The organism is Conyzicola nivalis, from assembly GCF_040548875.1.
Taxonomy (GTDB): domain Bacteria; phylum Actinomycetota; class Actinomycetes; order Actinomycetales; family Microbacteriaceae; genus Conyzicola; species Conyzicola nivalis_A.
The window spans coordinates 1,264,307-1,275,521 of sequence record NZ_JBEPSJ010000001.1; the positions used below are offsets into that span (position 1 = coordinate 1,264,307).

Below are 11,215 nucleotides of genomic sequence, written 5' to 3' on the forward strand. Positions count from 1 at the left end.
TTTTCCTCTATAAACCACGTTAGGGGCGAGCCGAAGCTCGCCCCTAACGCTAAGTGATTGTGCGGCTGACTACGCAGCCACCACGATGTTGACGACCTTGCGGCCGCCCTTCTTGCCGAACTCGACCGCACCGGCGGCGAGGGCGAAGAGCGTGTCGTCGCCGCCACGTCCGACGTTCACGCCGGGGTGGAAGTGGGTGCCGCGCTGGCGAAGGATGATCTCGCCCGACTTGACTACCTGGCCGCCGAAGCGCTTGACGCCGAGGTACTGCGCGTTGGAGTCGCGACCGTTACGTGAGGAGCTTGCGCCCTTTTTGTGTGCCATGAGTTGTCAGCCCCTTAGTTGATGGAAGTGATCTTGATACGGGTCTGCTCCTGGCGGTGGCCCTGGCGCTTCTTGTATCCGGTCTTGTTCTTGAACTTCTGGATGACGATCTTCGGTCCGCGGAGGTCGTTGAGGACCTCAGCGACAACCTTGACCTTCGCAAGCGCCTGAGCGTCGTGCGTGATCTTGTCGCCATCAACGAGCAGCACGGGGGCGAGCTCGACATTGCCGTCTTTGTCGGCCTGGATGCGGTCGAGGACGACAATCGTGCCGACCTCTACCTTTTCCTGCCGACCACCGGCGCGCACAACTGCGTAAACCACTTGGTAACCCTAACTTTCGGAAGCTTATGGCGATCATTCGCGGCCTCAGGCCAGCGCACACCAAGGGCCAAGACTACTCGATCTTTATAGCTGCGGTCAAACCGCGGCTATCCGGCGAATTATCGCCGGTTCTCAGACTCGAGAGTGATTGGCCGAACTGAGTTGCAAGACTACCTGTCGACGGCGCCGAGTGTCGCCTCGACGCCTGCGTGTCACGGAATTCTTGTAACTTCTCCCGGCGCGGTGCTGGCCGGGGCGGTTCTCGCGATCCACAGCCACACGACCAGGCCGGCGAGCACCACCACCGGGGTCACCGCCACGCACGTGAAGAGCACCGACTGCACCACCTCGAAGAGCGAGGGGCCGAGGATCGACCCGTCGGGTCTCGGAAATGCGTTGCCGAACAGCGGGCCCGCCGACGCCAGGATTCGGCCGACCGCCGAGATGACGCCGACCGCGAGGGCGACCGCCGCTGCGATGCCGGCGGCCGCGATCGAGTGCAGCACGACCCGCGTGACGCTCAGTTCCGCGGTGATGGGCACGACCAGCCAGAACGCGAGGAACACGCCGAGCGCCAGCGGCACGATGGAGAGGCCGGCTCCCGTGGCGGTCGAGGCGAGCGACGCGACATCGTCGGCGCGAAGCCGGTAGCCGGCCGTGAGGGGCGACGCCGCGTAGGCGAGGAGCCCGAACGCTTCGATCGCCGAGTGGATGATCGTCTGCACGAGCATCAGGCCGGCGACCAGCAGCGCGGCGACGCCGGCGGAGCGCGCGGTGGCCCGCGTCGCCGTGTTGCTTATCGACCGCGCCATCCGCCGCTCCCCGTCTGAGAGTCGTTATTTCAGACGGCGGATGCCGCGGGCTTGGCCTTCGAGACCCAGAGCCAGGCGAGGAAGCCGGCCAGCAGCACGACCGGGGTGACCCCGACGAAGGTGTAGAGCGCCGACTGCACTGTGCCGAACAGCGCGGAGGCGAGCGACTGCCCGCCGAACAGGAGGCTGCTGCCCGAGTAGACGGCGGTGAAGACGAGGGTGAACGCCGCGCCGACCCCGGCGGCCGCGAGCGAGCGTAGGACGACTCCGCCGACGCGCAGGTCGGCAGTGAGAGGCACGAGCAGCCAGAAGGCGAGGAACACGCCGATCGCGACGGGCAGCACGGTGGTGCCGAACTCGATACCGAGACCGCCCACCGGCGTGAACACGTTCTGGAGGTAGCCGTCGCCGGTGGTGGAGTAGGCGATCGCGCCGAACACGGCGATGATCGCGCGGAGGATGGCCTGCACGGCGACCACTGCGATCACAATCCCGGCCGCCGCTCCCGCCGTACGCGCGTTGGCTCTTGTCGCGCGCTCCTGCAGTGACTGCGCCATCCGTGTCCCCAAGCTCTAGAATCGCCCCATGACGGTGCTGATCGACCAACCTATATGGCCGGCACACGACACTCTATGGGCTCACCTCGTGAGCGACCACTCCCTCGACGAACTGCACGCGTTCGCGGCACGGGCGGGACTCCCCCTCCGAGGTTTCGACGGCGACCACTACGACGTGCCCGAGTCGAAGTACGACGAACTCGTGTCGCTCGGCGCCGAGCCGGTGACGGTGCGCCAGCTCGTGACCCGCCTGCGCAACAGCGGGCTGCGCATCACGCAGAAGGAGAAACGCGGTCTCTAGCGCGCTGCGGCGACGGTGGCGTCGCGCAGAATGGGAGCATGGCAGGCCGATTCGTTCTCACCACAGCGCCCGAAGAGCTCGTCGAGATGCTCGACGTCGACCGCACGGCGGCAGACCTGCCCGGCGCCTCGTACAACATCGCCCCGAGCGACCGGGTCACGGTGGTGATCGACGCGGTCAACAAAGACGCGTCGACCGACGACTACGACCCTGAGAACCCCGCCGTGCTGCGCCGACTCGAGTCGGCCAGCTGGGGCCTCGTGCCCGGTGGCGCCCCCGACGTCGGCGTGGGCGCCACGATGTTCAACGCGCCGATCGACGAGGTGCTGACAGACCCGGCCTTCAGCCGCGCCGTCGTCTCGCGTCGGGCCGCCATTCCGGCCACGGGCTACTTCGTCTGGCACAAGGGCGCCGACGGCTCGTCGAGCGCGCAGTTCGTGCACTCCCGCGACGGGGAGCCGCTGCTCCTCGCCGCCCTTTACGAGTGGTGGAAGGACCCGGCCGCTGCCGCCGACGATCCGTCTCGATGGCTGCTGTCGACGACCATGCTGACCCGGGCATCCGCCGGTCCGCTCGCGATCATCCACGAGCGCATGCCGGTGTTCCTCGAGCCGGGGCTGCTCGAAGACTGGCTCGACCCCACGACGCCCGGCTCCCCCGAACTACTCGAGGCCGTGTCGGAGGCGGCCCATGAACTCGCCGACGAGGTCGAGTTCTACGAGGTCAGCAAAGACGTGGCGCAGCGCGGCAACAACTCCGAGGCGCTCATCCAGCCGGTATAGCGGCGCGCCGCCATCGGCGCGGCGCGAGCAGCCGACGCCGCGGACCCCCTTCGAGTTGAGTGGCCACTTCCGGCTGTCTCCGGCCGCGATCAACCGCGCGAACTGGCCACCCAGCGCGCAGGATCGCCGCTCTCAGGACTGCCTGACGCCTCGCCCATCGTCGAGTGTGCACTTGTCGCCCGAATCCGGCCGGAAAACGGTGCACAAATGCACTCCGGCCGGCACGAGGCGGGGGCGCGCGCTCACCACTGCACCGCGAAGCCCGCGACGCTCTTCACGACCGCGCCCGTCTCGACGCTGACGAACACCGTGGTGACCGACGTCGAACGCGGGTCGACCACGCGGCCGTCGGAGACGCTCGACTCCACGTTCGGCACGACCTCCACCGCCACGAACTGGTCGTTCGGCGAGACGGAGATGCGGCCGATGCTGCCCGCGTCGTCGACCGTGCGGAACAACTCGCGGGAGGTCTCGCCGTCGTCGAACACGAGCAGGTTCTCGAAGACGTCGGTCTCGTAGTCGACGAGCACGACGTGCTGCACGACGCCGTCCCTCGTCGACTGGAACTCGCCCGGGAAGGGAGTGGTCCCGTCGATCGGCGACGCCGCGAACTCGGTGTCGTCGAGGTCGGCGAGGGTGAGCACGACGGGGCCGAACGGGTTGGTGACCCCGAGCGTGGTGCCGTCGGTCGACACCGACTCGAGGCTCGACACCGTGCCGAGCGGCAGTTTCGTACCGGTCGCCGTGTCGATCAGCAGCAGCGCGCCGTCGTCGACGTCCTGTGCGACGACGGAGACGCCCTCGCGCAGGAACATCCAGTTCGCCACGTCGAGGCGCGAGCCGTCGAGGGCACTGGCGGGCACGATGTCGCGACCCGCGTCGAGGTTCAGGGTCATCAGAGTGTCGACGAAGGCGCCGTCGACGCTCGAGAACGTGAAGCCCAGGGTGTTGCTGTCATACGAGGTCTGCAGCTTCTCGATGGTTCCCGGCACGGGCAGGCCGAGCGGTTCGATGCCGCCGTCGTCGAAGCTGACGAGGGCGAGGGCGCTCGTGCCGTCGCCGACATCGGTGCTGACGACGGCGCTCGTTCCGAGGATCGCGAAGTTCTGGATGCCGGGGGCCGAGTACACGACGGTGCGTTCGTTTCCGGCGACGCTGGTGCGCACGATCTCGTCGGTCGACTCGCCCCGGTCGAGGTAGTACAGCGGCGGTGCCCCGGTGAAGAAGCTGTACTCCAGCGTCGACCCGCTGTCTTCGACCCTGTTGGTGACGTCGGAGACCTCGACGACGTAGTGCGCGTCGACCCGCAGCGGCCGGTCGAACTGCACGGCGACCACGGCGCCCGAGGTGGTCACCGAGAAGTCCGTCGCGGGGGTGATCTTCACGTCGGCCGGCTTCACCTCGGCCAGCGGCTGGTTCGCGAACAGGCGCAGCTGCTGGCCGGCGCGCGCGGTGACGAGGTCGGTGTCGACCTGCGCGCTCTCGAGCTTCGGCCCCTGCAGGTAGCCGAGACCGGCGAAGACGACGCAGAGCAGGCCGAGCGCGACGACGGTGACGGTGAATGCGCGGCGGAACGGCCGCCCCGAGTCAGTAGAGATAGGGCTCTCCCGGCTGGTCCACGACCTCGGCCGTGTCGGGCAGCACCGCGATGGCCTGCCCGCTCGAGCGGCTGGGGTTGGTGGCGAAGCCCCCCTCGACGCGCACCCACTGGTCGACCGCGAAGTCGTCGGACCAGTTCGGCGAGTACACGGGGACGCCGACCGGCTGCGCGTCGACGGCGCAGCAGGTGACGACGAAACGCGAGACGTAGAACATGTTGTCCGGGTCGTCGGGGTCGGCGCTCACGAAGCCGACGACGTCGACCGGCTTGCCCGAGAAGACCGCGAGGTCGGTCGACTGGCGCAGCAGCGACGACCAGTCGAGCACGGTGAACTTCGCGAACGCGGCATCCGTCGTCGTCGATGCGGCCGTGACCGACTGTCCCTGGTCTCCGCCGAGCCCGGCGCCGTTGATCTCGCGGGCCTCGAGCGTCGCGCTGGTGAGCGTGGCGGGCGGCACGATGAGGATGCCCGCGGCGATCGCGACCGACAACGCCACCGCCGCCCCCGAGACGATGTTCTGGCGGCGCGTCGGAGGGTCGTCGTGGTCGTGCGGTTCGCGCAGGAACGCGCTGCCCACGACGAAGAGCAGCGCGATGACCGACATGATCACCGTGAACCACACGTAGCGCGGGTGGATGTAGAGGATCAGCTGGTTGGTGGCCGCGAGCCACAGGGTCGCGACGACGACGACGCTCATCAGCACGACGCCGCGCCAGCGCTGCACAGACGCGAGCAGCCGGGTCTTCGGGGGTCTAGGCGACATAGTTCACGATCAATCCGATCAGGGCGCTGAGCAGGGCGACGACGGCGGTGAGCTGCACCAGGGTCTTCACGGTGAAGGTGGTGCGCAGCAGGGCGAGCATCTTGATGTCGATGATCGGCCCGAAGACGAGGAAGCTCACGATCGAGCCGGGCATGAACGTCGAGGCGAACGGCAGGATGAAGAAGGCGTCGACGTTCGAGCAGACCGAGATGACGAATGCGAGCACCATCATCGCGAGGATCGACCAGAGGGGGTTGCTGCCCAGCTCGACGAGCACCGACCGCGGCACGAGGGTCTGGATGGCGCCCGCCGCCACCGCGCCGATGAACAGCGCGGGGAGGATGACGCTCGCCTCCCGGCGGAACAGCGCGACGCTCTCCTGCCAGCGGGAGGCCGCGTGGCTGTGCGCATCCACCCGGCACTCCGCTGCGAACTTGTCGGTCAGCAGGGAGTCCTGGTCGGGGTGGCGGCTGAACAGCCAGCCGATCAGGTTCGCGATCACGAAGCCGCCGAGGATGCGGCCGACGAGGATCCCGTCGTCCCAGCCGAAGGCCTGATGGGTGGTGATGATGGTGATCGGGTTGATGATCGGTGCCGCGAGGAGGAACGTCATCGACTCGGAGACGGTGAACCCCTTGACCATGAGCCCGCGCGCGAGGGGCACGTTGCCGCACTCGCACACCGGCAGGAAGACGCCGATGAACGAGATGGCGGCTCGCCGCAGGAACGGGTTGCGCGGGAGAACGCGCATGATCCAGGTGTCGGGCACCCAGACCTGCACCGCGATCGACAGCACGATGCCGAGGATCACGAACGGCATCGACTCGACGATGACGCTGATACTCAGCGTCAGGAAGTCCTGCGCCGTGTCGGGGAGGGCGAGGACGCTCTGATCGGCGGTGAGGGCGCGTATGGCGAAGAGCAGCGCGATCCCGACGAGTCCGACGGCGAGCCAGACGAACTGGCGGCGGCGCGTGCGGCGGGCGATGGTCGGATGCTGGTGGCCGGCTTCCGACCGACGCACGTCTCGACGACGCTCCAGCTGGCTACTCACCGATACAGCCTAACCAGAGCAGCCTGCGCGCCGGCCCCGCCGCCCCGGGATGCACGAAACCCCGCCGGCCGGGGCCGACGGGGTCTCGCGTGACGCTGTCTAGTCTTCGGTGACGGGTGCGCTCACCACTGCCCCGGCGCTGCCGGCGCGACGCGACGTGCGCGAGCGGCCCTGACCGGGCTGCTTCGGCTCGGGAAGAGCCTCGAGCACGGAGTCGAGGATCTGCTCGGCGTCGCGGTTGTTCATGCGACGGCTGGCTCGGGGCGCCTTGGTGACCGGGATGTCGAGAATCGCGACCGTGTCGTCGACGGGCGTGGTCGCCTCGGCGCCACCGACCGCTTCGACCGGTGCCTTCTCGGCGACGGGCGCCTTCTCCGGCGCCGGCGTGCGCTTCGACGCGACGGGCTCGGCCACGGGGGCCGCCTTCGTCTCGACTGGTGCGACGACGGGCGCCTTCTCCGCCTCGACCGGAGGAACGAGGTCGGCGGGCACGGCGATGGCGGCGGGCTTGTCGGCGTGGGGCACGACGGTGCGGGCGGCGATCTGGGCGAGCGCGTTGCGGGCGTCGTCGGTGATCGCGTGGGTTCCGCTGCCTGCCGCCTTCGGTGCGCTCACCTGGGGCTGCTGCTGGGCCTGGCCGCCGTTGTTCTGGCCGCCGTTTCCGTTGCCACCGTTGCCGTTGCCACCGTTTCCGCCGTTGCCCTTGCCGCCGCGACCGCGACGGCCGCTGCCGGCGATCTCGGGCTGGGGCGCCTGCTGGATGCGGTGCTTGGTCACGGGGTCGTGGTGCACGATGACGCCGCGTCCCGCGCACTGCTCGCACGGCTCGCTGAACGTCTCGAGCAGTCCGAGCCCGAGCTTCTTACGCGTCATCTGCACGAGGCCGAGACTAGTGACCTCGGCGACCTGGTGCTTCGTGCGGTCGCGGCTGAGGCACTCGACGAGTCGGCGCAGAACGAGGTCGCGGTTCGACTCGAGCACCATGTCGATGAAGTCGACGACGATGATGCCGCCGATGTCGCGCAGACGCAGCTGGCGCACGATCTCCTCGGCCGCTTCGAGATTGTTCTTGGTGACGGTCTCCTCGAGGTTTCCGCCCGAGCCGACGAACTTGCCGGTGTTGACGTCGACGACGGTCATCGCCTCGGTGCGGTCGATGACGAGCGAGCCGCCGGAGGGCAGCCAGACCTTGCGGTCGAGCGCCTTCTCGATCTGCTCGTTGACGCGGTAGACGTCGAACGGGTCGTTCGTGCCCTCGAACGCCTCGACCCGGTCGATGAGGTCGGGGGCGACGCCGTTGAGGTAGCTCTGGATGATCTCCTGGGCGTCGTCGCCGTCGATGACGAGCTTGTGGAAGTCCTCGTTGAAGACGTCGCGGATGATCTTGACCAGCAGGTCGGGCTCGCTGTGCAGCAGGGCCGGCGCGTTGGCGGTCTCGATGAGGCGGCTGATCTCTGCCCACTGGTTGGTGAGACGGCTCACGTCGAGGGTGAGCTGCTCTTCGGTCGCGCCCTCGGCCGCCGTGCGCACGATGACGCCGACGTTCTCGGGCAGGACCTCTTTGAGGATCTTCTTGAGGCGCGCGCGCTCGGTGTCGGGCAGCTTGCGGCTGATCCCGCTCATCGAGCCGTTGGGCACGTAGACGAGGTAGCGGCCGGGCAGCGAGACCTGGCTGGTGAGACGGGCGCCCTTGTGGCCGATCGGGTCCTTGGTGACCTGCACGAGCACCTTGTCGCCCGGCTTGAGCGCGAGCTCGATGCGGCGGGCCTGGGTCTTGCCCTCGGCCGAGTTCTCGGCGGCGGCGTCCCAGTCGACCTCGCCGGAGTAGAGCACGGCGTTGCGGCCGCGCCCGATGTCGACGAAGGCGGCCTCCATGCTCGGCAGAACGTTCTGCACGCGGCCCAGGTAGACGTTGCCGATGAGCGACATGTCCTGGCTCTTGGCGACGTAGTGCTCGACGAGAACACCGTCTTCGAGAACGGCGATCTGGATGCGTCCGAACTTCGAGCGCACGACCATGACGCGGTCGACACTCTCACGGCGGGCGAGGAACTCGCTCTCGGTGATGACCGGACGGCGGCGGCCTGCGTCGCGGCCGTCACGGCGGCGCTGCTTCTTGGCCTCGAGGCGGGTGGATCCCTTGACGCGGGTGGGCTCGTTGCTCAGCACGGGCTCGGGGCGCGGCTGGCGCACGCGTACGACGGTGCCGGGGGCGTCGTCGCCGTCGCGGGCCTCTTCGCCGGGGCGGCGGCGCGAACGGCGGCGCACGGTGCCCGACTCGTCGCCGAGGTCGTTGCCGAGGTCTGCGGAGGTGTCGGCGCCGCGCGACTGGCGCGGCTGGCGTGCCGGCGCGCGCTCGGGCAGCGGCTCGATCGCGGGCGGGGCCTGGAAGAGCAGCGAGGTGGTCGGACGCGCGACGCGCTTGGGCTCCTCCGAGGGGGTCTCGGCCGCGTCATCCGTCGCCTCGACCGGCTTGCGGGTGCGCGTGCGGGCCGGGGCCTTCACCACGACGTCGTCGACGATCACCTCGGAGTCGGCGGATGCGACGGGCGGCGTGGTCTCGGGCTTCGCGGCCTCGGGTGCCTTGGCCTCCGGCGTCTTGGCCTCGACGGGCTGCGACTCGACCGGCTGGGCCGCGACGGGCTCGACGGGAGGGGCTACGACGACTGCCTTGCGGCTGCCGAACAGTCCCTTGCGACGCTTGGGTTCAACGGTATTTTCTTTGTCATTCACCACGTGCGGTGTACTCCTAGGCCCGGGTGGGCGACCGCGCCGCCTACCGGGTACTCTCTCGTTCGCGTTACGCCTCAGCGAATACGCTGCAAATTCTTCAGGTCTACGTCCGGCATGTCGTGATCTCTGTCACCGTCTGCTCTGGACGCCATTCTCGTAAAAAAATCCGTGTTCGCGGGGAACACCACGCGCTGTCTGTCACATCAGCGCTTCGGAACTCGCTATCCGACATGTCGTCGCCCGACGTTCTCGTCGTGCAACAGTGGCCCGGATTGTCGCCCGGTAAGCCTTCTTTGGCGCCAGTTCGAGCGCGGCTCGGCTGGCTACAACCGATTATCGCACGCATTCCCAGTCAGGCGTGATTCGGCGCGTGCCATAATCCGATGGTGTCAGACACCCAGCCAGCCCCGCGCCCGATCGCCCTGGGCGTCTTCCTCATCGTGGCCGGTGTCGTCGGCTGGTACGCGGCGTTCTCGCTGACGATCGAGAAATTCATCACGCTGACGAATCCGACCGAGGCGCTCGGCTGCGATTTCAGTCCTCTCGTGCAGTGCCGCGCGAACCTCGAGTCGTGGCAGGGGTCGCTGTTCGGCTTCCCCAACCCGGTCATAGGACTCGCCGCGTGGATCGCGCCCGTCGTCGTCGGGGTGGCTCTGCTCGCCGGCGCCCGCTTCGCCCGCTGGTTCTGGGTGGCGTTCAACATCGGCGTGGTCGCCGCCCTCGCGTTCGTCATCTGGCTGATCAACCAGAGCGTCTTCGTGCTCGGCACGCTCTGCCCGTGGTGCATGGTCACCTGGGCCGCGACGATCCCGTTGTTCTGGGCGGTGACCCTGTACAACCTGCGGGAGGGCAACCTGCCCGCGCCCGAGCGCGTTCGACTCGTGGCATCCGCTCTCTACGGCTGGATTCCCGCGCTCACGATCGGCAGCTACCTCGTGGTCGCCGTGATCGCGCAGCTGCGCCTCGACGTGCTGGGCAGCCTGTAGCTCACGCCCGACTCCCAGCTTCTGCACGGCCGGTCATAAGGTCGGGCATAGGCGTCTGAGCCAGCCTGTCGTGGGAGCGCGAGTGCGCACCGGGGAGAGGAACGATGACGAACGCGACCGACGGCGGCAAGAAGGCACGACGCGAGCACGCTCGGGAGGTCGCGCGGCAGGAGCGGGAGGCCGCGCAGCGCCGCAAGAAGCGCAACCGGCTGCTGCTGCAGGGCGGCGGCATCGTGGCCGTACTCGCCATCGTCGCTGTCGTCGCCGTGGTGATCGCCACCTCGACCCCCAAGAGCACGACCAATCCGGCGAACATGGCGAGCGACGGCATCCTGTTCACCGGCGACGGCACCACCGTCACTCCCGTGCTGACGAAGGCGCTGAAAGCCGGCGCCGACCCGGTGCCCACCGACACAGAGGCGCTCGGCGACACCGTGAACATCGTCACCTACCTCGACTACGCGTGCCCGTACTGCAACCAGTTCGAGACGGCCAACGCCGAGCAGATCGCGACCTGGGTGCAGCAGGGCGAGGCGACGCTGGAGGTGCACCCGATCTCGATCCTCGACCGCATGTCGCTCGGCACCAAGTACGCGACCCGCGCCGCGAACGCGGCCGCGTGCGTCGCGAGCAACGATCCGGAGAACTTCCTCGCGGTGAACACCGCGCTGTTCGCGAACCAGCCCGCCGAGCAGACCAGCGGCCTCGACACCGCGGCCCTGAAGAAGGTCGTGGCGGATGCGGGTGCCGACAGCGACGAGGTCGCCTCCTGCATCGGTGACAAGACCTACGAGAGCTGGGTCGCGGCGGCGACCGACCGGGTGTCGAACGGCGAACTGGCGAGCGAGACGGTCACCGAGTTCACCGGGACGCCGCTGGTTCTCGTGAACGGCCAGCAGTACGGCGGGGCCGTCGACGACGCCCAGGCCTTCCAGGCCTTCGTGGCCTCGGTTTCCGCGGCAGGCTGAGCCGGTTCCGG

At 68.5% G+C, this 11,215-nt stretch carries 12 protein-coding genes; 4 read left to right on the forward strand and 8 right to left on the reverse strand.

What is annotated here, in order from left to right; all coding sequences use genetic code 11:
- Nucleotides 1–69: 69 nt before the first annotated feature.
- The 4 genes from rpmA to ABIE21_RS06150 form a co-directional block, all read right to left on the reverse strand.
- On the reverse strand, nt 70–324 hold the full coding sequence (gene rpmA, locus ABIE21_RS06135; RefSeq protein ID WP_354023887.1) for a 50S ribosomal protein L27: 255 nt from the start codon (nt 322–324) through the stop codon (nt 70–72).
- A gap of 14 nt (nt 325–338) precedes the next feature.
- Nucleotides 339–647, reverse strand: coding sequence for a 50S ribosomal protein L21 (gene rplU, locus ABIE21_RS06140; protein ID WP_354023888.1), 309 nt, complete (start codon nt 645–647; stop codon nt 339–341).
- A gap of 212 nt (nt 648–859) precedes the next feature.
- Nucleotides 860–1,459: a hypothetical protein gene (locus tag ABIE21_RS06145; protein WP_354023889.1), complete on the reverse strand. Its 600-nt coding sequence runs from the start codon at nt 1,457–1,459 to the stop codon at nt 860–862.
- Between the two features lie 29 nt (nt 1,460–1,488).
- Complete coding sequence (locus ABIE21_RS06150) at nt 1,489–2,016, reverse strand: hypothetical protein (protein ID WP_354023890.1); 528 nt, start codon at nt 2,014–2,016, stop codon at nt 1,489–1,491.
- Between the two features lie 28 nt (nt 2,017–2,044).
- On the opposite strand from ABIE21_RS06150, the gene ABIE21_RS06155 reads away from it, so the two are divergent.
- A complete protein-coding gene (locus ABIE21_RS06155; protein WP_354023891.1) occupies nt 2,045–2,317 on the forward strand; it encodes a DUF4031 domain-containing protein in 273 nt (90 codons plus the stop codon).
- Between the two features lie 38 nt (nt 2,318–2,355).
- Nucleotides 2,356–3,099, forward strand: a complete 744-nt coding sequence (locus ABIE21_RS06160; RefSeq protein WP_354023892.1) for an SOS response-associated peptidase — start codon at nt 2,356–2,358, stop codon at nt 3,097–3,099.
- Nucleotides 3,100–3,341: 242 nt separating this feature from the next.
- Here the strand turns inward: ABIE21_RS06160 and ABIE21_RS06165 are convergent, their stop codons facing one another.
- From ABIE21_RS06165 to ABIE21_RS06180, 4 genes are all read right to left on the reverse strand, one after another.
- The gene (locus tag ABIE21_RS06165; protein WP_354023893.1) at nt 3,342–4,484 is read right to left on the reverse strand and encodes a hypothetical protein; all 1,143 of its coding nucleotides are present in this window, start codon (nt 4,482–4,484) and stop codon (nt 3,342–3,344) included.
- A 202-nt stretch (nt 4,485–4,686) separates the two neighbouring features.
- Entirely contained in the window at nt 4,687–5,463 is a 777-nt protein-coding gene (locus tag ABIE21_RS06170; protein ID WP_354023894.1) for a TIGR03943 family putative permease subunit, read from the reverse strand.
- Nucleotides 5,453–6,517 (reverse strand): permease, encoded by a 1,065-nt coding sequence (locus ABIE21_RS06175; RefSeq protein ID WP_354023895.1) that lies wholly within the window; start codon nt 6,515–6,517, stop codon nt 5,453–5,455. The genes ABIE21_RS06170 and ABIE21_RS06175 overlap by 11 nt, the downstream gene beginning before the upstream one ends.
- Nucleotides 6,518–6,616: 99 nt before the next feature.
- Nucleotides 6,617–9,253, reverse strand: a complete 2,637-nt coding sequence (locus ABIE21_RS06180) for an Rne/Rng family ribonuclease (protein ID WP_354023896.1) — start codon at nt 9,251–9,253, stop codon at nt 6,617–6,619.
- A gap of 380 nt (nt 9,254–9,633) precedes the next feature.
- Here ABIE21_RS06180 and ABIE21_RS06185 point away from each other — a divergent pair, with 380 nt between their 5' ends.
- On the forward strand, nt 9,634–10,236 hold the full coding sequence (locus ABIE21_RS06185; RefSeq protein WP_354023897.1) for a vitamin K epoxide reductase family protein: 603 nt from the start codon (nt 9,634–9,636) through the stop codon (nt 10,234–10,236).
- Nucleotides 10,237–10,340: 104 nt separating this feature from the next.
- The gene (locus ABIE21_RS06190; RefSeq protein WP_354023898.1) at nt 10,341–11,204 is read left to right on the forward strand and encodes a DsbA family protein; all 864 of its coding nucleotides are present in this window, start codon (nt 10,341–10,343) and stop codon (nt 11,202–11,204) included.
- Nucleotides 11,205–11,215 lie beyond the last annotated feature (11 nt).

What these genes read in the sequence shown, in the direction of transcription:
- rpmA (WP_354023887.1), bottom strand. Translation starts at nt 324, where the DNA reads ATGGCACACAAAAAGGGCGCAAGCTCCTCACGTAACGGTCGCGACTCC.
- ABIE21_RS06145 (WP_354023889.1), bottom strand. Translation starts at nt 1,459, where the DNA reads ATGGCGCGGTCGATAAGCAACACGGCGACGCGGGCCACCGCGCGCTCC.
- ABIE21_RS06150 (WP_354023890.1), bottom strand. Translation starts at nt 2,016, where the DNA reads ATGGCGCAGTCACTGCAGGAGCGCGCGACAAGAGCCAACGCGCGTACG.
- ABIE21_RS06155 (WP_354023891.1), top strand. Translation starts at nt 2,045, where the DNA reads ATGACGGTGCTGATCGACCAACCTATATGGCCGGCACACGACACTCTA.
- ABIE21_RS06160 (WP_354023892.1), top strand. Translation starts at nt 2,356, where the DNA reads ATGGCAGGCCGATTCGTTCTCACCACAGCGCCCGAAGAGCTCGTCGAG.
- ABIE21_RS06170 (WP_354023894.1), bottom strand. Translation starts at nt 5,463, where the DNA reads ATGTCGCCTAGACCCCCGAAGACCCGGCTGCTCGCGTCTGTGCAGCGC.
- ABIE21_RS06185 (WP_354023897.1), top strand. Translation starts at nt 9,634, where the DNA reads ATGGTGTCAGACACCCAGCCAGCCCCGCGCCCGATCGCCCTGGGCGTC.
- ABIE21_RS06190 (WP_354023898.1), top strand. Translation starts at nt 10,341, where the DNA reads ATGACGAACGCGACCGACGGCGGCAAGAAGGCACGACGCGAGCACGCT.